Genomic DNA, 25,010 nt, shown 5'->3' with positions numbered 1-25,010 from the left:
TATCAGCAATGTCACCCTTTCAAAAATGAAAATAAAGATAAGATATCAACTTTCTACATTCATAACAAAAAAGCATTCTCAATTAAGAAGAACGCTTTTTCGAAGCTTAATTGTACTTTGTTTTGTATGATTTATACCTTTGTGTTAAGCAAACAATGAATGTAGTAAAAGATTTTACTTTATAATTAATTATTATTTTTGGAAAATATGTTTTATTTTTTCACCTGGTACGTTACTCCCCCCCCTTCCTTTTACATCTTCGATCATCATAGTAACAATCATGTCAGGCTCATTTGCATCAAAAGCTGCAAACCATCCAAGTTCTTTTCCGTCTGCTTCTTTCGACTCTTTCAGTTCTGCTGTACCAGTTTTACCAGCAAGAGTTATACCATCAACCTTAGCAATTCTTCCCGCCCCATCAGGGTCATTAATGACTTTTATTAATGCACTCTTTAATATCTCTTGATTCTTTTTAGAAACCACATTTTCTTTCCAATTCCCTTCTACTTTTGCTTCTTTTAAAAGATGAGGCGACGGAATATTCCCTTCATTTACAATCGGTGCATATGTTAATGCTAAATGAAGTGGTGTCATTAATACTTGCCCTTGTCCGTATCCCGTGTCTGCTAGTTGAATATCATTTTTTATCCCATCTCTAGCAATGATTGAAATAGGAAATTCGTATTCAATTGGTAATTTTTCATGAAATCCGTATTTCTTAAATTCATTTACATACTTATCTTTTCCCATCTTCAAGGCTTGTTGAGCAAAATAAATATTATCAGAGTACTTCATTGCCTTGTCAAAATCAATTGGACTTGCATCCTTCACACGTGTTACATAATAATTTCCCCACGAGGAATCTTTTGTCCACTTTAATCCTTGAATATTAAATTCTTCCTTAGGTTTTATTGTGTTTGTTTCCAAACCAATTGCACCTGTAATCGTTTTAAATACGGAACCTGGTACAAATGCTTTTGTGAAACGATTCGTCATTGGTAGTTTCAAGTCGTTATTCCATGCTTCTCGTTGGGCCTTTGATGCTCCTTTAACTAATGTATTTGGATTATAAGCAGGGCTACTTACAAGCGCGATTGTTTCACCTGTTTTAGGATTGACCGCTGCACTAGATCCTGCTTCATTTTTCATCTCATTATAGATTTTCCCTTGAATTGCAGCATCAATTGTTAACGTAACATTTTCCCCTGCTTTCGCTTCTTTTTTTGCTACGTTTTTAATCTCTTTCCCATTCTCATCTTCTATAAATACGCGTCCACCCTTTTCACCACGTAATGTATTCTCCAGTACTTTCTCTAAACCTGTCTTACCTATTAAATCATCAGCTTGATAACCTCTATTTTGAAGCGATTTTAACTCCTCTGCATTCACCTTTCCTATATAGCCAGTTAAATGTGCCGCTGCTTCTCCTAATGAATATGTACGAACATTTACTGGGCGAGATGATACTCCTTCTAATTCAATATAATCGTTCTGTCTAGTTCCCTCTTTTAAAATACCAATTGGTACAAAGGAATCTGGTTTTATCCATTTTGCTGTAAGCTTCTGATCGACCTCTTCTATAGACATATCCAGTAACTGTGCTACTATTTCTTTTGTTTGAGCCGCCATTTCGCCTAGTTTCTCTGGAATAATTCCAACCTCAGTCGCTTTACCATTCGTTGCAAGACCTTTCCCATTTCGATCGTATATTTCTCCACGTTTTCCTTGTTCTATTTGCATACGTACTTTGTAATCTTTTTTCATACCTGGAAAAATGAAATCTGGTGTCCAATCTATTTTCCAAGATTCTTTTTCTTTCACAAGTTTTGCTTCATGGATAAATGAAGCTTTTCCTCCATCCGTATCCATCTTAACTTCAAAAAGAAAAAGTTCTTTATCTTTAGCATTCTCTCCTTTCGTTTTAACTTTTAAATTCTTAACGCCAATACCTTCATAAATTTTTTGATATTTCTCTGTGAATTCCTTTTTAGAAATCGTTTTTTGGACATGATCTGATAAACGATCATACATATTTGCAAATTCTCTATCATTCCATAAATTTATATATTCTTCAAATGCTTGTTTTGGCGATTCGTTTTTATTACATCCCACCAATATAACTGCAAAACAAAAGAAAAGCAGCATCCATAATTTTTTCAATTCAATCTTCTCCCTTAGTTAAAAATGTTTATTCCTTTCTTAATAAATTAAATAAAAAATGTTGTAACTCTTAATAGACAGTGTAAGTAATGAAATTGTTCCACATTTACCAAAAAATTAATTTATGATCAAGTTACATTCGAAGGAGAAGATTTTAAGGTTCTTACAAACAATAGAAGCGGATCTATTTAACACTATTATTTAAAATATCTTTTTGTTTAGGTTCCTTGCTCTCATCCTTTTTGTAAATATTTAACACGAAAAAGGACCCTTATTCTAAGGGTCCTTCAACAAAAAATAACAAAGTGTATACAATAAAAAAGAATTACTTAAAGTTTAATTTATAGACGCTGTATATCTTCTATTCCGCATCGAAACCCATATGCTGTATGCGACTGGGGATTCGTTCACTTTAAAGCTTATTTAGAAGAGTCATGTACAGGTAAACTACTATGAATTAATTCAGCAACTTTCACATATCCTTTTGAGTTTGGATGAATTAAATCCTTAGACCAAACCGTATTATCATTAACTAAATAATGATTCCAAAAGTCAACATGATGAAGCTTATACTCCCTACTCAGTGAAAGGATAACTTCGTTTGCCTCTAATAATTGTTCTTTTAATGCTTGCTTTTTTTCAGATGAAAAAGGAAGCCGAACTGTAAAATCCGGAAGATTTGCTATAATAATATCCGCATCTGTTTTACTTAATGTATCTATCATAAATTCCATATCGTTCTTATATTCTTGATGATTCCAACGGCCTTTTAAAACATCGTTTGCACCTGCGATTAGACTTACCAAATCTGGATTAAACGTTAATGCCTTCTCCAATTGCTGTGAGCGTATTTCTTTAGTTACTAACCCACGCTTTGCAAAATTAGCATATTCTATATCCTTTACACAAAGTTGAACAAAATGATCTACCCAGCTTTTTAATGCAATTCCCTCAACTTCATCCCCTATGCCCTCGGTAAAACTATCACCAATCGCTACAAATCGCTTCCACATATGTACTCCCCCTTTTTGTTATTCATATCTACACTATATAATAGTTCACAACGTATATCTATTTTCATTGTAATTTAATTGAATAATGAATCACCTTTCATCCTGTGTAACTTTATTAAACTATCCTTGTACCAGAGTACTTTAAATTAAAAATCAAAATAAACGCTATTTTTTTATATTTCTACAAAAATTCCGACGGACAAAACTTGAAAAAATAATGCCCTCTTCAATTCCAAGCCATCAACATAAAAATCTATAATACTTTGAAACTTTTTGTTTCAGACTATAAAATTAGCTTTTTACTATATCAACCGCACGATCCCACATACCGCTAAAAAAAGATCCGATGTTACGCATAAAACGTGTAAACCAATTTGCTTGTTCTATATCCGATTTTGTTACAAGATCTACTTGTAATGATTTACCTAATAAGAACCCTGGATCTGTACTATCTTTAGGCGAGATAATCATTTTACTAATTGTTACACCTTTTTTAATAGGTGCTTCTTGTTCTTCATTCCATACTTTAAATTCTTTTTTATATACGTCTTTGTTGCTCTTTGGTATTGGAAGTGAAACAGTTTGCTTCGTTTGAACAACTACATCTTTGTCTTTCGCATTTGCTACTCGCACTGTTTCATGGCCTTTTACTACTGAGTCTTTTCCATAAACCTTCTTCATTTCGAAATTTGCAAATCCATAATCATTTAATTTCTTCGTTTCATCAAAACGTGCTGCATGAGAGCTTGCTTTTATCACTACAGATATTAGACGCATACCGTTTCTTTCTACTGTACCAGTGAAACAATCACCAGCTTCTGGGGTAGTTCCTGTTTTTAACCCATCTACACCTTCGTATTGCTTAATTAAACCTTTTAACATCCAGTTAAAGTTCGTCATATCAATAGGATACTTACCACCCTGTTGGAATGTTTTTTTGGGGATTTTTGCAGTATCTAATATTTTCGGAAAATCTTGAATAAGACGTTGTGCTAAAATCGCACAATCTCTTGCGGACATTTTATTTTTCTCGTTTGGAGTTGTCCCTTCTGGGTGATGTCCTTTTAAATCATAATTTGTTAAACCTGTTGAGTTTACAAATTTATAATTTTTCATTCCAAACTCTTTTGACTTATTGTTCATCATTTTTACGAAATTAACTTCTTTTCCAGCAATCTCTTCAGCTAAAGCAATTGTTGCACCGTTTGCAGAATAAATTACCATTGCCTCATATAACTCTTTGACCGTATACGAGGCACCATTTTCTAATGGAACGTTTGATAATGAACGATCTTGCGAAATCTTATATGCATATTCAGAGATTTTAACTTTTTGATTCCATTTAAGTTTTCCTTTCTCCACCGCTTCATGAACTAAATATTCACTCATCATTTTTGTCATACTAGCAATTGCTAATGATTCATCTGCATTTTTTTCATATAAAATTTTCCCGGAATTTGCTTCTACTAAAATTGCTGATCCTGCTTCTACTTCTATAGCAGAAACTGTTTCCGCTGATGCTCTCCCAGATGTAACAACCATGCTACAAAATAGTGTAAGCACTGTTATTATTGCAATAAATCTCTTGCAAAACATACCTTTCACTTCTGTTACCTCCAATATCTTTGTACTCAAAAAAACCATTATTTTAACATAATCCTTCAAAAAATAGACAACGTTATCAAATTCTAAATATAAGACATTAGGACCACTTTCATATTTTTCAGGATTATACTTAATAGACAATCTAAGTAATACATTTGTTCCATATTTTTAAAAAATAAAACCCGTGTGTTCTAATTAAATATCAAAGCAATCTGGCAGCTAAACATTCGTTTATTACCTATCAAGAATTTAAATTATTTAATTCAGCTATTTGCTATACTCATACCAAAGTTGAATTTTCCTTAGTCTAGACTATTAATTTTTTATAATAAAAAACTACATCCTATATAGAATGTAGTTTTTTTCACAGACTTATCTATTTTTTACTTCCTTTTTATAAAAATCATATAAGAGTTTAATAGATGAGCTAGATAATATAGGCATTGCCTTCTCAACTAATTCTCTATCCCAATCAAACCAACGCATTTCCATTAGCATATTCATTTCTGTATCAGTGAATCGTTTCTTTATTTCCTTAGCAGGATTTCCACCAACTATTGTATACGGCGGAACATCTTTACTTACGACAGATCCTGCTGCAACGATTGCACCTTCACCAATTGTAACACCAGGCATAATAATAGCATTCATTCCAATCCAAGCATCACTTTTAATGACTGTATCACCCTTCGGTTCATATGAATGTTCAATTTGCTCAGCGAATGGATAGACTGTAATCCATTCTGAGTGATGATTATGATTACCACCCATTAAAATGACTACTCCACTGGCAATACAAACATAATTCCCAATAATGAGTTTATCAAGATGCCATCCCATCTGTTCAATTGGATTGAAAAGTGCTCGGGACTTAGCATCTCCCCACAAATACCTTACACAACCATCTTCAAAATTTTGATGACCATAATAGCCTGAATAATAGGAGTACTCTCCTACCTCAATGAGCGGATTTGTTACTATATCTTTTATATACTTTGTTTCTGACCAATGATTATATAATAGATGCTTCATACCTTTATTCCTCGCTTCTAAGTATTGTAGATTCTTGTAATTCACTTAGAAGCTTACTACGACTGCTACATTTTTTAGCTTTCTCAAACGACGAATCATTATATTCAAGCCTTTCTTTTATAATAAAAAAATCATAACGTGATAAATTACATAAGTCAAATTGTAAAATTATGTACTGAAGCTTAAAGTGTGAATTGAAATTTAAACATTAAAACAATCGAATTTTCAAATAACAAATCCCAATTACATCTAATAAAGATTTCTTAACTATACATCTAACTTCTTTCTTATATTTGCCTTAACCCCCTCGATTTAGTTTTATTATTTATTGATTTGTCAGATAAATCAATAAATGTTAATATGATTATAGAAGATATTATCATCCATTAAATTTCACAGCTAGTTTTTCACAAAAAAGATTTCTGAATCCTTTATTAACTAGGAGGTTTAGAAGATGAAACTTTTAAAAAAATCAACAATTATTGGTGCATTGACTGTTGGAGGAGTTTTATTATCGAGTACAATTTATACAATCACACCTGTGTCTGCACAATCGCAACTTACACAAAAAATATCGCCATATTTAGATAATTGGCAGTGGCAAAACTATTTTTTATTACATCATAATGCAGATTTTATAGAAGAGTTAGCAGTTGGTGATTTAAAACATGGAGATACATTCGATGTTACTATATATACTGGTGGTAAAGATACTGGTATAGTAAAAATATATCAATTGAGTGGAAATGAAAATGCCGAAATAAACTTACATAGATATAAAACCATATATGACTCCGGTTTAAAACATGGTTATGGTAGATTTGTAACTCCTATTACTAAGGCTTATACTCCTGGAACATATGTAGCTGTTATGAAGCTTGGAGAAAATTATTATTATGGAGGAAGCTTTAAAATCTCAAAATAATATACCTTTATCTCACCAGTTAATAAATATTGGATACTATTATTAAACAAAAATTATTTTAAAAGCTCCTCTACCTTATATAAGATAGAAGAGCTTTTTGATTGTTTGCCCTTTTTAAGGTTTAAAAAACCTTACTTTCTTTATAAATTATATTTTTTATTCAACAACTGTTTTCACCTTATTAAGTTCTACAATCTAATATGAAATATTGCATATTCTATATGTTCAATCTTTAAAAATGCGATAATTTATCTATAAAAATATTTAAAATTAATATTGACAGGAGAATATTACATGTCTTTCTATTCTTGGTCTCCACTTATTTTCTTAATAGTTGTTGCAATTATCATTTCTATTCAAAAGGCTCAGAAACAATAATTTATTATTTGGAGGTGTAAAGATGTCATTTACAGCATGGAGTGCCATTATTATGACTTTAATCGGAGCAATTTCTGGAGCAGCCTTTGGTACAATCTCCTCTAGAAATAAATCCAAAAATTAAATAATAACGTAAAAATGAATTTCTAATAAAACGCTATACAAAAAAAGTAGCCTAGAAAGTTTTATAGGCTACTTTTCATTTCATTACTATTATTTAGCTAACTCTTTCGTACCCTTCATTACATCAACGAAGAATCCCCAGTTATTCACAACAGAAGAAATACTAATATGCTCATCTGGAGTGTGAACATTGAATATATCTGGACCGAATGAAATTGCATCTAATTCAGGCATCTTTTGAACGAATGCACTACATTCAATACCTGCATGCACTGCAAAGATTTCAATATCTTTATTGTATTTTTCTTGATGCACTTTTTCAAACAAATTGCGAATTTGTGAATTTGGATTGTATGGCCATTCTGGATACTCTGACTCTATTTCAAATGTTGCACCGACTAATTCGGCAATACATTTAATTTCATCTGCAACGTGTTGTTTTAAACTACTTACAGAACTTCTCACTTCGTTACGTAATTTAATTTCATCTTGCAACGTTTCAATAACACCTAAATTTGTTGAACTTTCTACTAGACCTTTAATATCCAAGCTCATACTTTGGATGCCGTTTGGAATTAAGAATAATGATGAAATAAGTTGCTTTTGTGTCTCTTTAGCAAATACTTTTTCTACTTTCTCATCCAATTTTGTAAGTGTAACGTGAACATCTGGATCAACAGCACGCATTTCTTCTTGTAATACTCTTGTCCAATATTCTAGTCTTTCTTCTACTTTCGCTACATCTTCTGTACGTAATACAATTGTAGCTACACTTTCACGCGGAATTGCATTTGTTTTTAATCCGCCATGAACTTCACTTATATCAAATTGAATATTTGCTGATACATCACGTAATACTCGTCCTAATACTTTGTTTGCATTACCGCGTTGTTTATCAATTTCCATACCAGAATGTCCGCCTTTTAAACCACCAACATATAGACGGTATGCATCTGTATTCGCTGGCGCTTCATCCCATATTACTGGAATTGTTTCAACAGCTTTCGCACCACCTGCGCTACTTACAAGTAATTTATGATCTTCTTCAGAATCAATATTTATAAAAATCTTACCATCAAAGTGATTTGCATCAACAGCGAAAGCCCCACCCATTGTTGTTTCTTCTTCAGTGGTAATAACTACTTCAAGTGCTGGATGCGGAATGTCTTTTGAATCTAATAAAGCCATCGCATACGCAACTGCAATACCATTGTCAGCGCCTAAAGTCGTTTGATTTGCATATAACATGTCCCCAATGATGCGTAATTCAATTGGATCTTTTTCAAAATCATGTACGGTTGCTTGATTTTTTTCACATACCATATCCATATGACCTTGAATGATTATAGCTGGTACATTTTCATAACCAGTAGTTGCTTCTTTTTTAATAATGACATTTAATGCTTCATCTTGAATCACTTCTAAGTTACGCTCTTTTGCAAAGCCAACTAAATAATCACTAATTTCCTTTTCATTACCTGATCCTCTAGGAATCTTTGAAATTTCTGCAAAATGATAAAATACAGGGTGCTTTGTTAATTGTTCTAAAGTAGAATACATTTTTAAGCTCCTCTCAAAATAACAAAATAATATGTAAGTCTTTTATCATTATAACATGATTCATTATTTTCACTTTCTATTTCATACTTTAATATCCGCTCGTTAAACATTTAAATTGCATATAAAAAGAGAAAGAAAATGCACTATGCATTTTCTTTCTCTTTTTTTGCTCTCATATATTTTGAAGTACCATTATTCATTAATTTCTCTAACCGATTTATATTTTCCGTTAATGCACCTTTCACAAGAGAGAAATCTGTATTTGGTTCTTCTTTTTTTTCTTTAAAAAATGAAGACTTTTTTACACTAATTTCAGCCATCTCTTCTCCCCCTTTTCAAAAAAGATACAAGCTTTTATTTATATTATATAGCAAAAGCAGAAAGAGTGTACACGTATCATTTTCTTTTTAATTCTTCTTCTAACTCTTCTACTTGCTGTATCGTATCCCCTTTTATTAACGAGAAATCTGATGTACCTTTAATTCCTACCTGGAATTCTCTCTTTTTTATTTTTGTTAATTATCATAAAATTAACAATATTAATCTACTATTTAATAATAATATTTGATATTATAAAAAGTAGATTTTAATGGGATTATAATCTAATATATTTTTGGTTAAAATAATTTTTTACACAAGGAGGTTAACCATATTGAATATTATTGTGACTCCAGAATTATTAGAAGCTTCTACTAACAAGTTTAAAAGTACTCAAGAGCAAGAACAATTTACTAACCTTCGACAAGATATCTCATATCTTGAATCAATTACAGCTAGTATTTCAGCAAGAGGAAAAAGGAAGTAACATTGTAGGAACTCTTCCAAACCATATCGACAAAATATTGAAAAGTTTTTCCCTTTGTCTATTCAAGAAGGAAAACAATGTTAATAGAGAATGAATTTAATTCCTTATATGCTGAAAATTTTATAATAGATTTAAAATCAACACATTCTATTTACACTATTATGCGTCTAGATACAACCGAAAAGAATGAGGTTATTTCTGACAATAGATTCTTTGTTATTGAATCACCAAACACCCAATGGCTATTAACTGGAAATATAATAAATAATTCCTTTGATATAACCTATTTAACCAAAAATCTTTTCGAAAATGAAATAGCAAAACTAATAAAAGATTAATCCTTTAAGACGGGAGTATATTTATATTGAATAAACAACAGCATTCTAGCAAAAAAAAGAAGGCTTTTTCGAAAATAGGATATTACATATTACCTATCATCACCATTCTTTCAGGTGTCATTCTACTAGTGTACAAAGGGTTAGAATTTATTTCAAAGTATGTATTAATTTTAATCTTATTTACACTAATTATTGCTTCGTTATACTTATTGTTTATGAAACAAATAGTTGGTGCTGCTATTGGATTCATTTTTGCAGCCCTTGGGTATTATATGTATAAAATCATTTTTAAACAAAAAAGAAATAACGCATAAACAAATCATAAAGAGATACTGTAAAAGAGAATGTTTTTACGCATTCTCTTTTACAGTACCCTCTTTTATATACTTATATGGAATTGCCTCTACAAATTTTTCTAATCGATCCACATTTTGAGTCAATGCACCTTTCACAAGAGAGAAATCTGTATTTGGTTCTTCTTTTTTTTCTTTAAAAAACGAAGACTTTTGTACATTTACTTCAGCCATCTCTTCTCCCCCTTTTCAAAAAGATACAACCTTCTATTTATATTAGATCGCAAATGTACGCAACATGTACAAGTATCATTTTCTTTTTAATTCTTCTTCTAACTCTTCTACTTGCTGCAATGTATCTCCTTTTATTAACGAGAAATCTGTTGTATCTTCATTATCTTCTTTAAAAAAATCATTGTCATAATCTTTTATCACTACAATCACCTCTACGTGCTAGTGTAGGAATGATTGTCCGATTTTATACAAGATTGTCTAAATTTACTTTGTCTTTATGTATAAGTGAAAAGGACAGAAAAAATCCTGTCCTCATTTACTAAAATAACTATGATGTATTGTTAAATTATATACATTTTCAAAATCCCGATCTTGCAGATTATTTTTCTTCCCATCAATAACAATAAAAACATCACTCACTATTTTTGCTGGTATAATTCCGACATTTTCTACTTGCACCGCTTTCTGCTCATTCAATTGCTCAATAGGTTCAAATGGAACGATAATACTAAATTGTGAGCGGATACCGCGAAAGTTTGTATTTAATTCCTTTGCCGCTTCAAATACAACAATTTTTGCCCCAATCTTTTCTCCATACGAATCTAAAAATGCGTTTAAGCTTTTTGTATATTCTTCTTCCGTATGCCATTCCATCGTACCGAATACTGCTGGATTCACATTCTGAATAATTGTTGTGTATATTTCTCCTCTTGCTTTAGAAGCAATTAATGACCGTTTTATCGATTGAACAGTCTTGCCGATATCGCTAAATTTCGCTCCCCATATCTCTGAAATATTAGGTGTTAAAATAAATGCAATATCAACGAAAATAACCATTGCAGTGAACATTAAAAGATTTTTCCAGAGGGTTAAATCAATTCCTTTTATCATGAAATACACGGTGACTGATACTATAAACAACCCATACCAAGTCTTTCTAATCCGTTGCTTCTTCTCTTCATACAACTCTTCATTTCTCCAGTAAAAGATAACAAGAACTAGAAAAACGATTGCTAAAATAAATAAGCCGATTCGAATGTTAGAGATCACCAATGACATCACCCTCCATTCAAAAACTACTCACGATATCATTACATGCACAAGCAGCTCTCTTTATGACAAAAGACGTGGACAAGCTTCTAAACTTAGCAATATCGCATATACATTAGAAGGTACCACGTCTTTTATCCTGAATCTACATTGTATATGTAGACAAGCATGCGTTTCAAATTTTCATGTTAAAAATAAAGTGAAACTTTAATCAGTGGTGGGGGTCTTACTGCCCATTAAAGCGGGAGAAATATGTTTCGGAATTTCCCCTTCTGGTACTTCTCCGTCCATACTTAAGTAATAATGACGAATTGGACGTAAATTATCGTCTAATTCATACACGAGTGGTATACTCGTTGGAATATTTAATGAAACAACACCATCACTTGAAAGGTTATCTAAGTATTTCACTAGCGAACGTATTGTATTACCGTGCGATGAAATTATCACCTTTTCACCACTTTTTAATGAAGGCGCAATTTCTGAATGCCAATATTCAAGTACTCTTTTCTCCGTATCCACTAAACATTCAGTCAATGGAAACTCAGCTTTTTTAAGTGTTTTATATCTTGGATTATTCATTTCATATCTAGGATCATCCTCAGTAAGAGCAGGTGGTCTTACATCAATACTTCTTCTCCAAATATGAACTTGCTCCTCACCATATTTTTTCGCAGTTTCATCTTTATTCAACCCTTGCAATGCACCATAATGTCTTTCATTTAGCTTCCAATATTTATGTACTGGCACCCAAGCAAGATCCATCTCATGAAGTACAATCCATAACGTCCGTATTGCTCGTTTTAATACAGACGTATAAGCAACATCAAAAGTATATCCATTTTTCTTTAATATCGCTCCTGCTTCTCTCGCTTCACTTAATCCACTCTCTGATAAATCTACATCTGTCCATCCTGTAAAGCGATTTTCAAGATTCCATAAACTTTGTCCGTGACGAATAAGTACAAGTTTTATCATAATAATTCCCCTCTCGGAAATGTGAATTGTATTGTTCCATTGCGTACACGTATAAAGTATCTAGTAATGTATCTTTTTATCCATTCACTCTATGACCAATCCATAGTTGCCAAATGTACGGATAAAATTTGTTGTTTTTCAAACTATAAAACAGATGTATTTCTTATCATTTTTGATCGATTGCAACTTCCAGTTTCGAAATCCAAGCATCAAAACCTGATCGGCTATTTGCCATTTCATGCATAACTTGATGCCAATTTTCTTCACACGATTCACCAAATTTTGAAAAAATAGCACTCATTTGTTGTCTTTGTACATCGCTTAATTTTTTCTCTAAATCGGTACCTTCCTCTGTTAATGATAACTGTTTCACACGGCGGTCATGTGTCGCTTCATTACTCTCAATTAATCCCTTTTCCACAAGTTGTCGTAGTGGTCCGTGAAGAGCTTGTTTGCTTATTTCTAGCAGTGATAATAACTCATTTACACTTATCCCTGGAAAGCGTGCGATAAAAAATAAAATTCGGTGATGTACGCGTTGTATGCCATACTCTTTTATAATTTCATCTGGCTTTTCAGTAAATGTTTTATATGCAAAGTAAAATAACGCTAACGCTTCATTCATCTGTTCTTCTTTATGTTGTGTCATCTACTTTCCCCCTGTATGTAAATTATACCACAATCCAGTAATCAATATTTTAATGAACGCATTTGAACTTCTTTCGTCTATTGAAATATTCATTGAACAATTAGGAGATGATTCATTTGAAAACGCAATATACTGTAAGTACATATTTATTAGACCGACTAAGCGAATTAGGAATCGAGCATATTTTTGGTGTCCCTGGTGATTATAATTTGGCTTTTTTAGACGATGTAGTAGCACATGAAAAGTTAGAGTGGGTTGGCAATTGTAATGAATTGAATGCGGCATATGCTGCTGATGGATACGCTCGTATAAAAGGAATCGCTGCTCTTATTACCACTTTCGGTGTCGGAGAATTAAGCGCCATTAACGGTGTTGCTGGCTCATACGCAGAAAACGTACCTGTTATAAAAATCACAGGGACACCACCAACGACAGTAATGGAAAATGGGGCACTCGTTCATCATACATTAGGTGATGGAAAGTTCGATCATTTTTCCAATATGTATAGAGAAATCACAGTGGCACAATCAAAATTAACACCTGAGCATGCCGCTGAAGAAATTGACCGTGTGTTACGTGCATGTTGGAGTGAGAAACGCCCTGTTCATATTCAATTACCGATTGATGTGTATAATAAACCAATAAATAAACCTACGGAACCAATTTTACATAAACCAATTGTAAGTAATAAAGATGCGATGGATAAAATGCTTCTACATGCCACTTCAAAAATAAACAGTGCTAAAAAACCAGTTATTTTAGCGGATTTTGAAGTGGCTCGTTTTCATGCTGAAGAATACTTGTATCAATTCGTAGAAAAAACTGGGTTTCCTATCGCAACGCTAAGTATGGGGAAAGGAATATTTCCTGAAAAACACCCTCAATTTATAGGAATTTTTACTGGTGACGTTAGTCCCCCATACTTACGAAAAAAAATTGATGAATCTGACTGTATTATTAGTATTGGCATAAAATTAACTGATACCATTACAGGCGGCTTTACACAAGGTTTTACGAAAGAGCAAGTAATAGAAATCCATCCCTATACTGTGAAAATTATAGATAAAAAATATGGACCCGTTGTAATGAAAGATGTTTTAGAACAGTTAAGTGATTTAATTGAACATCGCAGTGAGGAAACACTTGAAATTAAGTCATTTATTTCAGAATCACTATCGATTACTGAAGAGTTTAATCCAAAAGCACAAATGGTTACACAAAAACGTTTTTGGCAACAAATATACCATTTCTTACAAGAAAACGATGTTTTAATTGCAGAGCAGGGAACACCTTTCTTCGGTAGTACTACTACCCCTTTACCAAGCAACACTACATATGTAACGCAACCTTTATGGGGATCAATTGGTTATACATTACCTGCTCTACTCGGTACACAGCTCGCTAATTTATCGCGGCGTAACATTTTAATTATTGGTGATGGTTCTTTCCAATTAACTGTTCAAGAGTTATCGACTATACTTCGTCAAAATTTAAAACCAATTATATTTTTAATTAATAACAATGGATACACTGTTGAACGTGCAATTCACGGACAAAACGAACCGTATAATGACATACAAATGTGGGATTACACGAAACTTGCAAACATATTCGGATCAGAAGAAAAAAGTCTAACATGGAAAGTGGAAAATGAAATAGAGTTAGCAGAAGTCTTAACGAATATAACTTTAAATAAGAATCGACTTATTTTTATTGAAATTGTAATGAGCCAAGGGGATCAGCCTGAATTGTTAGCTAAACTTGGTGAAAGATTCGGCAAGCAAAATTCTTAATAAGAAAAGCGTAGCTATAAATAGGCTACGCTTCTCTTATTAAATTTTTATTCGGCAAGCGTTAACTGCCAAGACACACCATACTTATCATTTAACCAACCAAATTTTTTACTAAATGGATAAGAACCTAAAGGCATTAGTACAGATCCATCCTGCGCTAGCTTATGAAAGACCGTTTCAATTTCTTCTTCTGTCTCACAAGTTACATAAAGAGACATAGATGGTGTAAATGTAAAACCATGCTTTACATAACTATCAATGCACATGAATTCTTGACCATTTAACGTAAACGTTGCATGAATAACAGAACCCTCTTTACCAGGTCCATTTTCATCGTAACGAGAGATACTTACAATTTCTGATTGATCGAATAGCGATGTGTAAAAATTCATCGCCTCTTCAGCTTTACCTTCGAACATTAAAAACGTAGTGATTTTTTGATTTGTTTTATTCATATAGAGACCGCCCCTTGTTATGTATTTATGTAAAATATACATCGGCCAGCCAGAACCGAACGTACATTCTTATAAATGTATTGTCTATAAAAAAGATGAGTTTGTCAATTAAATCCCTGTTTATTTCTTCTTAAATAATGCTGTCCAAAGAAATGATTCTCCAAACATAGTATTTGGTTGGTCAATTTGCTTCATCTTTCTAATTTCAATCACTTCAAATTCTTTAAATATCTCTCTTAATTTTTCTTCAGAATATGCAAGTCCACCTTGTAAACTCCACCCTCTATATACGTCCCAATCCGTTATTTCTGATCCATTTCGCTCATCTAAATCACCTGCTGCAAAACATGTTAATCCGAAATAACCACCAGATTTCAATGAGTTTTTAATTAAATCCACATAATTTATTCTTCTATGTGGTGGAATGTGATGCAAACATCCAGAGTCGTATACAAAATCAAATTCCTTTTGAGCCTCTAAATTAAAAATCGAATCACAAATAAATTGAATTCCAATTCCTTTTTCATTTGCTCTATCTTTCGCCCAATTAATGCCCTCTATAGATAAATCCACTGCTGTTACTCCAAATCCTTCAGTCGCTAAATATATAGCATTTCTTCCTGGACCACATCCAAGTTCCAGCACTTTCCCTCTGGAAATCCATCCTGTTTCTATATATGAAACTAGATTTTCATCTGGAATATTTGCAAAAAATGGAACATCTTTTTCTCTATTCGCATAAAATTCATTCCAAAATGGTTCTGCCGGTCTTAATAATGAATCAAGCATTTTAATAATATCTTCTTGCTTGTGCAACGTTTCATTTTTCATTTGTATTCCTCCAAATTTTAATAGTCAGAAAATTATTATATATCTTCTAGAACTTTCAGACAAAGAAAAAGCTCCTACTTTTCTTTGTCTGAAACATGCGAGATATCATCAAGTAAACTATAGAACATCATAAGATTAGAAGTTGATACATATGTGGGAAAGATTTAAAAACTATAAATATTCATCAAAAGAATTAAAGTTCATGCTTTGATTCTTTGGTAGTACTTGTTTTGTACTCTCGGTCGCTTTCTTTGGCGGACTATTTTCTTCTGAATTACTTTGGTTTAAAGGTCTTTGCGCTATTGCAGCACTATTAGATTTTATGGATGTTAAGCGGAAAACCAATAAGTATAAGGTAGTATTGTGAAAAGTAGCCAATACAGCTGCTTTTTTCTGTTCAAAATAAAAAAGCAGCTGTTAGGCTACTTAAAGTTTGTCTTATCACCAAATAAAATGATATATATATTCTCCCGTCACACTTTCATCAACTCCAGCAACCCTAGCAAATCTCATCACGTCAGCACCCTGAAGGAAATACATCGTTAGCATAACTGGAACCCGTGACCACATAAACCGATAAAGCTCATTCACTCTTTGCTTAGTCGTAACAATTAAATCATTCGCAGGTCCATTAATCCACGCAGAGGTTCTAACTGAAGTAAACGGAAGATTTTTCCCATTAACCACTATTCTCGCTATAATATGTGTTATATCCACATCGATACCCTCATTCCAAAAATCAAATCTGTTTCCCATATTTACATAAGTATTCGATGCTATAAGAAATGTTTAAAATGCTTTTTTATTTTTTCCAATCTTCAAGATCTTTATATTGCCTTGTATATTCGTTTTCAAACACATTTTCATGCCATGCATCATCTGCGTCTGGCCTTGACTGCTTGTTATTGTATTCATATCCCCTTTTCAAATCAACTTAGATTTATTTTACAAAATAAAAATATCTATTTTTGAAAAGTTTCACATTTTATTTAAAATTATATGCAATAAAATACAAATCTCATACATCGCTGTTTTTTCGTTCATTGTGTTCGTTTGTTTTGTTTAAATAGGTTAATCTATTAATTCTATTAAATCCATCAGTTCAACTATTACATATTAACGTTTTCTTCATATACTATAGTAGATTGTTAGAAAGGAGGCGTAACCATGGATAGTTGCGTTGTGTTTGTAAACGGACAACCTTTTTTAGTTCTTTCAGTAGCTGGTATCGAAATTGCTAGATTAGAGATTTCTCTTCAAGTAGCATTAGCTTTAAGAGTGCTTGGAATACCAATCTGCGATTAATTACCGTACCAATAAAAAAGAGGGCATTAGCTCTCTTTTTTATTTTCTCGCTATCTTTCCTTAATAACAAAAAACGCTAACCAAGTTAATGGCAGCGCCTACGATAATTACTATTTATTTAATCCCTTCTCCATATTATCTACTACTTTTTTATTTAAATAACTATTTTGTTAAAACTTTTCACCTTTTAACTGGACAAGCATATGTTATTGTATGAAGACAATCCACTTATAGAAATCTACCTTTCTTGTTAAAGAGCATGCCTATATGCGTGCTCTTTTTTATTATGTTTTCTTTCATTTCTGATTAACATTTTTAAACCTCTTCATACTATTTTTTCAACTTTAGGTTACAAACTATTTCTGTAAGCGCAGTGTTTCCTTTGTACAACAGGCAGTTAGTTTTATCGACTAACTGCCTGTTGTATATAATATTTAAGATTATTTATAGTTTTAACCATAACAGGACCACCTCTGCACTATTCACTATAAATTTTCATATATTGTCTTATGCTTGTCCAAAACGTAAGGTTATTACTCACGCAATCTAAATGAAAGAAAGGAGTGAAAATATGCGCTCATCTAGTCATAAGTTCACAAACTTTAATTGTGGAGCACAAGCCCCTAGTACACTACCGGCTCTCGGTTTTGCTTTCAATGCTACTTCACCTCAATTTGCAACACTATTCACGCCATTACTATTACCTAGTACGGGTCCAAACCCTAATATTACTGTCCCTGTAATAAATGATACAATTAGTACTGGAACTGGAATTAGCATTCAAGTAGCTGGTATTTATCAAATCAGTTATACATTAACAATCAGCCTCGATAATGTTCCAGTAGCCCCGGAAGCAGCGCGCTTTTTCTTGACACTCAACACATCAACAAATATTATTGCAGGATCTGGAACCGCAGTCCGTTCTAATATTATCGGAACCGGTGAAGTCGATGTATCCAGTGGTGTCATTCTAATTAACTTAAACCCTGGTGATTTAATTCAAATTGTACCCGTTGAAGTAATTGGTACAGTAGATATTCGTTCTGCAGCGTTAACAGTTGCACAAATTCGTTAATAAAAACAATATGTTTGGCTAATTAACATTTAATGTTTTTTCTACACACCAAAATATATGTTATAGATTTGACTCACATTTATATCAAACAAGCATATTTTATTGTATGGTGACTATCTAGTCATACAAATCTAAAGCGTTCATAAGAGCACACTTATATGTGTGCTTTATTTTTTATGAAAATCAAGCTTTAATATAATTACTTTATACTCATCGCTCTACTCCCGCATTTACTATTAGTAATACGAACTTTTCAGAGGTGAATTATAATGGACGATTTTTTATCCTCCGCTGCATTAAATCCAGGTTCAATCGGACCGACACTCCCACCTATGCAACCTTTTCAATTACCTACAGGTTCGACTGGTTCAACCGGACCGACTGGAAACACTGGATCTCAAGGGATTACTGGACCCTAAGGAGAGCAAGGGATAGTTGATGTTTTTTTACAGGCAGTAATGAAAGAGTAAGTATTGAAAGCGTAAATCCCGGGGCTTCTCTAACTTTAACACTTCCGCCTATCACAGTATTGCCTGGTCAAATCGTTGACTTAGATGCTTTCGCAACGATAGCTTTTTTACCAGAAGAAGATGCAGATATTTTTGCTGGAAGCCTTACTATTAGATTATCTAGAGATTTAAATTTAGTTACAGAGTCAACAGAAACTGTTTTTGGATTAACTAGAACTCTAGTTTTTAACAATCGTCTTGAGTTTAGTCCTTCCGTTACATGGGTAGATTCTCCACCACCACGCACTTACCAGTATACACTTGTAATATTTACGCAACGTACCAATATAAATGATAACATTAGTACTTTTGGACCTCGCGCTCTTAAAGCAAAAGTCCTTAATACAGCATAATGTTTACGTTTACTGTACTTGTAACAAATTCTGATGAGCTATCTTTCTTCATTATCGTGTTGTTAAGTATATTTTGGAATTTAGTAAGACTGTAACATCAGCTCAAGTCGGAAGTCCTGAATTTTCTGCTATAAAAATTCCTGGTTATCCGATCTAATTAAAAACATTAATTACCTATCTCACTTTGAAAGTATAAATGTAAAAATCTCTACGTTTAATCTACCGAGTAGCTAGCTGTTACTAGCTGCTCTTTTTCTTTGAAATATCTATTTTATATTAAATTTGCACACCCCTTAGAAGCATACATACGATATCATGTGGTATTCTTTTTCAATATTTGTTTTTATCCATGAGCGCCTTGGATGGCGCTCTTTAATTTTCAAATAACATCTTTTAGTAATTACGAGAGCGGATTTTATAATGTTGTACAAGCACTACTTCGCTATATTAAATAAACTATATAGACATCTCAAAGAAAGGAGCTTTACATTCATATGGCTGATTACTTTTATAAAGATGGTAAAAAGTATTATAAAAAACAGTCAAATTCAGGCAATCAAAAAAACAACTGCTTTATTGAGACGCATACAATTGCAGGTTCTGAAGAAAATGCAAATGGAAATATACCTGTATCTATTTTCCTTGAAACTACCACTCCACAAACTGTATTTGAGGATTTTACAAACAATCACAATAAAACATTAATCCAGTTATTTGTTGTTGGTATGAGTGCACCCGTTCAAGTAACTATTCTAACAAGAAAATCTAGTATACCAATTACTACTACATTGCAACCCGTTCAAACAAAAATATTTCAAGTTGAAGATTTTCAAAGTCTTACTCTTACAAGACAGGAAGGTCCTACTAGTATAGTTAGTTTATTTGTTCAAAAAACATTTTGTATCTGCTGTAACGATAATAACGATGCATGTGATGAATATTACCATGAGTGCAATTAATAGATTAAATCACCTGAAGAACTCTTTATATAGAGGGTTCTTTTCTTTTTTTTAATATCGTTTGAAATATACCAAGGTTTGAACCCCTAATCCTAGGGCTTCTTTATTTAAATAAGAATTTTAGTGAAAATAAATTCACTATTTATTTTTAAGTTCATATACTTATATGAACTTAAAAAATACAAAATATAGTCCTTGGTCCAAGAGCACCACACTCTTTGTTGGTGCTCTTTTCAGTTAAATAATACTTCTGCGAAAATTACGTTGTCTAATTTTTCACTTGTCCATTTCACTTTTCTCTATTTCCGCATTTATTATTAGAAATACTGATTTTTTAGAGGTGAAATTATTATGGACGATTTATTATCTTCCGCTTTAATAAATCCTGATTTACTCGGACCTACTTTACCAGCTATTCCACCATTCACACTTCCTACTGGACCTACTGGACATACTGGACATACTGGACCTACTGGACCTACCGGGCCTACTGGACCACCCGATGGGCCTACTGGTCCCACTGGTCCCACTGGACCCACTGGACCACCCGATGGGCCTACTGGACCTACTGGAAGCACTGGACCTACCGGAGGCATTGGACCCACTGGAAACACTGGGACTACCGGAGGCATCGGACCTACTGGGGACACTGGGCCTACTGGATCTACTGGGCCTACTGGACCTGGATGTATAGAACCCCTACCACCTTTCACTCAAATTGTTTATGTAAACAAAGCTGGTAATGACGCTACTGCTGATGGTTCTGAATGCGCACCATTTTTAACAGTGACTGCAGCAATGGCATCAATAACAGATGCTATAGCACCATTTCCGGATCCTTTAAATATAACTAAACGTTATGCTATCTCTATTGGACCTGGCAACTATATCGAACCATTAATTCATTTAAAAGCTAACGTTCAACTAGTAGGAACTAGTACTTTATTGACTAGATTACAAATTCCTTTCGATATAAATGATCCGTCTTGGTTTGATTTGAATTTTTCCCAGGATCCTAGATCTGGGTTTGTTAATCTGACATTACTAAGTGCGCCTCTTGATTTTAACTTTCAAACGGCACAAAGTGTTTCAGGTAAATTATTCTTTGTTAGCGTTAATATAACCCCTACTCCTATATTTACAGCTTTATCGACTTCTGTGAATCAAGTGAATATCCGTGATTCAATGTTATCCGCTGGTTATACTCAAAATGGAATTAACATGGCAATGTTTGCTTCGTTTGTTTCTAGTGGCAATATTACTATTAATTCGCAAGCAACCACAGATACCCAAGTTAACTTAGTTGGTGGAGGAATAAATGGTAATGTCATTATTAATGTGCTACCTGGTCATATTCCAATTGACCCCTTAAATTTAACCAGCTTTGCTATTACAGAAAACATCTTCAATCCCAGCCCTAATTCAGGAAATTTATTTGTCAACGGCGCTAATAATGTTATTACAAGAGTCAGAGCGACAGTTGATTCATTACCTATTCGTTCCCGAATAAATCTTATAGGAACAAATACATCTTTAATTAGAGTTGATGATGCTTTCGATTTAGCTTACACACCTAATAATCCAGCAAACTGGGCTCCTCTTCCTCCTACTACAGTACAGGAAGCTTTAGATAGAATTGCCGCATTGCTGGCGGTAACTATCGGTACTCCATAAACATCTTAGAATGAACTTAAATCCTAATTTTACAAGAGCTAAATTGCTATGATTTGTAAAAGAAAAGTCTCTTCAAATCTGATTGGAGAGACTTTTTTGTTACTAAGCAAATTCGATATCTGAAACTTAATATAAATTATAAACAAATTTTATTAAACTTTATTACCATCATAATTTTTTGGCATCACCGCTATTTTAGTTTCCTCTGCTCTAAAATCAAAATAGAGTAAATCAGTAAATCAAAAGTAACAAACGAACCTAATACGGATCCTATAACGTTTCCTAACCAGAACATAACGTAACTCCTCCTATACATTAATTTAGGAATCCATAATAAAATCAATATATATAAATACAACGTTAAAATTTGTTAAGATTGCTGTCATTCACACTTTTTGTTCTGATAACGTTATACAATCAAGATGCGACAAGCGGCAAATGTGGGAAATAATATTCGAACATTTTCTTTTCAATACTAAAGGTGTCAGTTACTACACCTTTTACATGACCGTTTGGCAAATAGATCATGAATTCCGCTTTATATGTAATTGCACCAAACCGTTTGCCATTCTTTTTGTAACCAGGTTGTAGAACAAACAATGGTTGCAATTCGATTGCCTATATTTCACCTGCACCTTGCTTTTCTTTTAACAACTCATAATATCTAGACTCGGCTTCTGAATCGAAGATAAAGCCATCTAGCTCAACCTTTTTATTGCTATATTTACTCATTGTTTTTCTCTTTTGTTTTACTTATTAGCTGATTAATTTCATAGTTACCACTTATCAAACATTCCATGTTTCTCTCCCCTTGAATATTTTTCCAAAATCAATCCATACTATTTTCAAGCCGCTTAATCCACGGCTGGTACTTCTTTTTTTGTTACTGTAGTAGAGGCAGTAGGTTCTTCACTTATCTGCATTCTCTGTATATTTTTTAATATATCGAAGATAATACCAACAAGCTGTTTGAACTAGCAGCTTCACTCTTCTCGTAATGGGGATGCAATTTATCACAATTAGCTAACTCATTCGACTCACTGGCAGACAACCAAAATTGTTGTCTGCTTTTTGCATGGAATTTTTCATTTTACATATACTAGTTTTGAGCCTGTTACCAATGCAAGCCATTTTGGTGTTTTGAATTCCGACTAAGCTTTTTGTTGCATAGATTATTACATCTTTGGCAACATTGATTTAAAGCGCGTTTTCTGGTTATTCGTAGTTCTAATCCAGAATAATTTTTCTCCTATTAAAGGACGGCAGCTACGACTGCTAGTCCTTTTTTCTTATACCGCATATTCCCCCTTCTCATAGCTTCGAACCATATTTCTCTTATCATCGTAATAAGCAATTTCCCAAAAATGATGACAGTTGTGCTTTTCAATTTCTCCCTATAAGTTTTAAAATTTATTTTAAATACGGTGAATGAAATTTTTGTTTTTTCTCGACATCACCCTTGTGCATACAAGCAAAAAAAGAGCCGCAACGATCTGCGACTCTTCTCAATAATAACTATTTAACGGCCACGTCTTTGCTGACCTTGTTTTGCACTGCTTTTCTTATTACTTGGCTTATTAAACGATCGATTGTTCTCATTTCTCGAACTATTTCTTGAGTTGTTTCTTGGGCCACCTTTTGAACCACTTCTTGAACCTTCACGGCTATCTCTTTGACGATATTGATCTGATTTCTTTGGAGCCGGCCTTGGTACCGGTTTTCCATTTTCATCTACACGTTTTATCTTCGGTTGTTCGATTATTTCTCTTTGCAATGGTGCACCAAGCGTTTTTTCAATTTCTTCTAAATGTTTTTCATCTTTCGCTGCAACGAACGTAATTGCAAGACCTGATCCACCTGCACGTCCTGTTCGGCCAATGCGGTGAATATAACTTTCTACATCTTCAGGAATATCAAAGTTAAATACGTGCGTTACACCATCTACATCAAGTCCACGAGCTGCTACATCTGTTGCAATTAAGTACTGAATTTTAGCTTCGCGGAAACTCTTCATAACTCTCTCACGTTTCGCTTGAGGTATATCACCATGAAGTTCAGCACAATTATAACCTAGTCCTTTTAAATTATCATACAGCTTACTTGCTCTAACCTTTGTACGACAGAAAATAACAGCTAAAAATGGCTGATCACGGTCCATAACAAAACGAAGTGCATCTGGCTTTGCACGATCTGTCGTCTCAATGACACGCTGCTCAATTGTATTTACCGTTACTTCTTCACTTTGTACTTGAACCATTTGCGGTTCATCCATATAACGCTTCGCCAATTTTTTAATATCTTTTGGCATCGTTGCTGAAAATAACATCGTTTGTTTACTACCAGGTGTCTCATCTAAAATATCTTCAATATCATATAAGAAACCGAAATAGAGCATTTGATCCGCTTCATCTAGTACAATAGTTGAAAGATTACTTAAATCAATTGTTTCACGACGTATATGATCTAATAATCGTCCTGGTGTCGCAACAACAATATGTGTATTGCCTTTTAATTTTCTCAATTGTTGTGCTACATCTTGCCCGCCATAAATCGCTAGTACATTAATATCTTCTCTTTGAACAAGCATTTTTTTAATTTCAGTTGTAATTTGCAGTGCTAGTTCCCTTGTTGGTGCAACAATTAAAGCCTGAACATCACTACACTCTGGGTCGATTTTTTCTAAAATCGGTAACACGAATGCTAAAGTTTTACCCGTTCCTGTTTTCGCCTGCCCAATAATATCTTTACCTGACATAATAACAGGAATTGCCTGCTCTTGAATTGGTGTTGCTTCTGTAATTCCATTTTCACGTAATGTATAATTAAAAGTTTCACTAATTCCTAATTCTAAAAAGTTTTTCAAATAGACCACTTCTTTTCCTTATTTTTCACATTAGCTTTCATTGTACCATT

Annotated in this window: 23 protein-coding genes and 4 pseudogenes; 11 read left to right on the top strand and 16 right to left on the bottom strand. The window is 33.2% G+C overall.

All coding sequences use genetic code 11. From position 1 onward, the window contains the following. Positions 1–192 precede the first annotated feature (192 nt). From AC3WTI_RS03215 to AC3WTI_RS03200, 4 genes are all read right to left on the bottom strand, one after another. Entirely contained in the window at positions 193–2,160 is a 1,968-nt protein-coding gene (locus tag AC3WTI_RS03215; protein WP_097841014.1) for a penicillin-binding transpeptidase domain-containing protein, read from the bottom strand. A 419-nt stretch (positions 2,161–2,579) separates the two neighbouring features. Then, positions 2,580–3,173 (bottom strand): SGNH/GDSL hydrolase family protein, encoded by a 594-nt coding sequence (locus tag AC3WTI_RS03210; RefSeq protein ID WP_097841013.1) that lies wholly within the window; start codon positions 3,171–3,173, stop codon positions 2,580–2,582. Between the two features lie 291 nt (positions 3,174–3,464). Continuing rightward, on the bottom strand, positions 3,465–4,778 hold the full coding sequence (locus tag AC3WTI_RS03205; RefSeq protein ID WP_097841012.1) for a D-alanyl-D-alanine carboxypeptidase family protein: 1,314 nt from the start codon (positions 4,776–4,778) through the stop codon (positions 3,465–3,467). A 372-nt stretch (positions 4,779–5,150) separates the two neighbouring features. Continuing rightward, positions 5,151–5,810, bottom strand: coding sequence for a CatB-related O-acetyltransferase (locus tag AC3WTI_RS03200; RefSeq protein ID WP_097841011.1), 660 nt, complete (start codon positions 5,808–5,810; stop codon positions 5,151–5,153). 454 nt (positions 5,811–6,264) lie between these two features. On the opposite strand from AC3WTI_RS03200, the gene AC3WTI_RS03195 reads away from it, so the two are divergent. Then, positions 6,265–6,735 (top strand): DUF5065 family protein, encoded by a 471-nt coding sequence (locus tag AC3WTI_RS03195; RefSeq protein WP_087956514.1) that lies wholly within the window; start codon positions 6,265–6,267, stop codon positions 6,733–6,735. A 591-nt stretch (positions 6,736–7,326) separates the two neighbouring features. Here the strand turns inward: AC3WTI_RS03195 and pepD are convergent. Both pepD and spoIISB (AC3WTI_RS03185) read right to left on the bottom strand, forming a co-directional pair. Continuing rightward, complete coding sequence (gene pepD, locus AC3WTI_RS03190) at positions 7,327–8,796, bottom strand: beta-Ala-His dipeptidase (protein WP_087956512.1); 1,470 nt, start codon at positions 8,794–8,796, stop codon at positions 7,327–7,329. A 143-nt stretch (positions 8,797–8,939) separates the two neighbouring features. After that, entirely contained in the window at positions 8,940–9,116 is a 177-nt protein-coding gene (gene spoIISB, locus AC3WTI_RS03185; protein ID WP_000808045.1) for a stage II sporulation protein SB, read from the bottom strand. A 332-nt stretch (positions 9,117–9,448) separates the two neighbouring features. Between spoIISB (AC3WTI_RS03185) and AC3WTI_RS03180 the strand changes: the two are divergent. The 3 genes and pseudogenes from AC3WTI_RS03180 to AC3WTI_RS03170 all read left to right on the top strand — a co-directional run bounded on the left by AC3WTI_RS03180 (position 9,449) and on the right by AC3WTI_RS03170 (position 10,253). Continuing rightward, positions 9,449–9,685: pseudogene (locus AC3WTI_RS03180) on the top strand (hypothetical protein). Next, positions 9,679–9,939: a hypothetical protein gene (locus AC3WTI_RS03175; RefSeq protein ID WP_097841009.1), complete on the top strand. Its 261-nt coding sequence runs from the start codon at positions 9,679–9,681 to the stop codon at positions 9,937–9,939. The pseudogene AC3WTI_RS03180 and the gene AC3WTI_RS03175 overlap by 7 nt, the downstream one beginning before the upstream one ends. A 128-nt stretch (positions 9,940–10,067) precedes the next feature. Next, on the top strand, positions 10,068–10,253 hold the full coding sequence (locus AC3WTI_RS03170; protein WP_002052863.1) for a hypothetical protein: 186 nt from the start codon (positions 10,068–10,070) through the stop codon (positions 10,251–10,253). Between the two features lie 36 nt (positions 10,254–10,289). On the opposite strand, the gene spoIISB (AC3WTI_RS03165) is transcribed toward AC3WTI_RS03170, so the two are convergent. The 5 genes from spoIISB (AC3WTI_RS03165) to AC3WTI_RS03145 all read right to left on the bottom strand — a co-directional run bounded on the left by spoIISB (AC3WTI_RS03165) (position 10,290) and on the right by AC3WTI_RS03145 (position 13,143). Then, a complete protein-coding gene (spoIISB, locus tag AC3WTI_RS03165) occupies positions 10,290–10,466 on the bottom strand; it encodes a stage II sporulation protein SB (protein WP_087956508.1) in 177 nt (58 codons plus the stop codon). A 75-nt stretch (positions 10,467–10,541) separates the two neighbouring features. Then, positions 10,542–10,667, bottom strand: a complete 126-nt coding sequence (locus tag AC3WTI_RS03160; protein ID WP_000588712.1) for a hypothetical protein — start codon at positions 10,665–10,667, stop codon at positions 10,542–10,544. 111 nt (positions 10,668–10,778) lie between these two features. After that, positions 10,779–11,516: a type II toxin-antitoxin system SpoIISA family toxin gene (locus tag AC3WTI_RS03155; protein ID WP_142305860.1), complete on the bottom strand. Its 738-nt coding sequence runs from the start codon at positions 11,514–11,516 to the stop codon at positions 10,779–10,781. Between the two features lie 207 nt (positions 11,517–11,723). Then, on the bottom strand, positions 11,724–12,494 hold the full coding sequence (gene gpmA, locus AC3WTI_RS03150) for a 2,3-diphosphoglycerate-dependent phosphoglycerate mutase (RefSeq protein WP_087956506.1): 771 nt from the start codon (positions 12,492–12,494) through the stop codon (positions 11,724–11,726). Positions 12,495–12,660: 166 nt separating this feature from the next. Further along, positions 12,661–13,143, bottom strand: coding sequence for a MarR family winged helix-turn-helix transcriptional regulator (locus tag AC3WTI_RS03145; RefSeq protein WP_087956505.1), 483 nt, complete (start codon positions 13,141–13,143; stop codon positions 12,661–12,663). Between the two features lie 107 nt (positions 13,144–13,250). Here AC3WTI_RS03145 and AC3WTI_RS03140 point away from each other — a divergent pair, with 107 nt between their 5' ends. Further along, complete coding sequence (locus AC3WTI_RS03140; protein WP_492304300.1) at positions 13,251–14,936, top strand: alpha-keto acid decarboxylase family protein; 1,686 nt, start codon at positions 13,251–13,253, stop codon at positions 14,934–14,936. A 47-nt stretch (positions 14,937–14,983) separates the two neighbouring features. On the opposite strand, the gene AC3WTI_RS03135 is transcribed toward AC3WTI_RS03140, so the two are convergent. Together AC3WTI_RS03135 and AC3WTI_RS03130 are read right to left on the bottom strand one after the other, a co-directional pair. After that, positions 14,984–15,391 carry a VOC family protein gene (locus tag AC3WTI_RS03135; protein ID WP_097841005.1) on the bottom strand — a complete coding sequence of 136 codons (408 nt, stop codon included), beginning with the start codon at positions 15,389–15,391 and terminating at the stop codon, positions 14,984–14,986. Positions 15,392–15,511: 120 nt separating this feature from the next. Then, positions 15,512–16,222, bottom strand: a complete 711-nt coding sequence (locus tag AC3WTI_RS03130) for a class I SAM-dependent methyltransferase (RefSeq protein ID WP_087956502.1) — start codon at positions 16,220–16,222, stop codon at positions 15,512–15,514. Positions 16,223–16,373: 151 nt separating this feature from the next. Between AC3WTI_RS03130 and AC3WTI_RS03125 the strand changes: the two are divergent. Continuing rightward, positions 16,374–16,589: pseudogene (locus AC3WTI_RS03125) on the top strand (hypothetical protein). 74 nt (positions 16,590–16,663) lie between these two features. On the opposite strand, the gene AC3WTI_RS03120 reads toward AC3WTI_RS03125, so the two are convergent. After that, positions 16,664–16,978, bottom strand: coding sequence for a hypothetical protein (locus tag AC3WTI_RS03120; RefSeq protein WP_097841004.1), 315 nt, complete (start codon positions 16,976–16,978; stop codon positions 16,664–16,666). Between the two features lie 411 nt (positions 16,979–17,389). Here AC3WTI_RS03120 and AC3WTI_RS03115 point away from each other — a divergent pair, with 411 nt between their 5' ends. The 5 genes and pseudogenes from AC3WTI_RS03115 to AC3WTI_RS03095 all read left to right on the top strand — a co-directional run bounded on the left by AC3WTI_RS03115 (position 17,390) and on the right by AC3WTI_RS03095 (position 22,097). Next, positions 17,390–17,527: a DUF3956 domain-containing protein gene (locus tag AC3WTI_RS03115; protein WP_000376554.1), complete on the top strand. Its 138-nt coding sequence runs from the start codon at positions 17,390–17,392 to the stop codon at positions 17,525–17,527. Between the two features lie 571 nt (positions 17,528–18,098). Then, entirely contained in the window at positions 18,099–18,602 is a 504-nt protein-coding gene (gene exsF / locus AC3WTI_RS03110; RefSeq protein ID WP_097841003.1) for an exosporium protein ExsF, read from the top strand. Between the two features lie 269 nt (positions 18,603–18,871). Further along, positions 18,872–19,018, top strand: a pseudogene (locus AC3WTI_RS03105) (exosporium leader peptide-containing protein); the annotation flags it as partial. Positions 19,019–19,958: 940 nt separating this feature from the next. Further along, positions 19,959–20,423, top strand: a complete 465-nt coding sequence (locus AC3WTI_RS03100) for an exosporium protein D (RefSeq protein ID WP_087956497.1) — start codon at positions 19,959–19,961, stop codon at positions 20,421–20,423. Positions 20,424–20,774: 351 nt separating this feature from the next. After that, positions 20,775–22,097, top strand: coding sequence for an exosporium leader peptide-containing protein (locus AC3WTI_RS03095; protein WP_492304299.1), 1,323 nt, complete (start codon positions 20,775–20,777; stop codon positions 22,095–22,097). A gap of 417 nt (positions 22,098–22,514) precedes the next feature. Here the strand turns inward: AC3WTI_RS03095 and AC3WTI_RS03090 are convergent. Next, positions 22,515–22,829 (bottom strand): annotated as a pseudogene (locus AC3WTI_RS03090) (DUF1064 domain-containing protein). Positions 22,830–23,616: 787 nt separating this feature from the next. Continuing rightward, complete coding sequence (locus AC3WTI_RS03085) at positions 23,617–24,969, bottom strand: DEAD/DEAH box helicase (protein ID WP_097840998.1); 1,353 nt, start codon at positions 24,967–24,969, stop codon at positions 23,617–23,619. Between the last annotated feature and the right edge of the window lie 41 nt (positions 24,970–25,010).

Source organism: Bacillus sp. EB106-02-03-XG38, from assembly GCF_058792175.1.
This window is presented reverse-complemented; position numbering and strand designations above follow the sequence as displayed.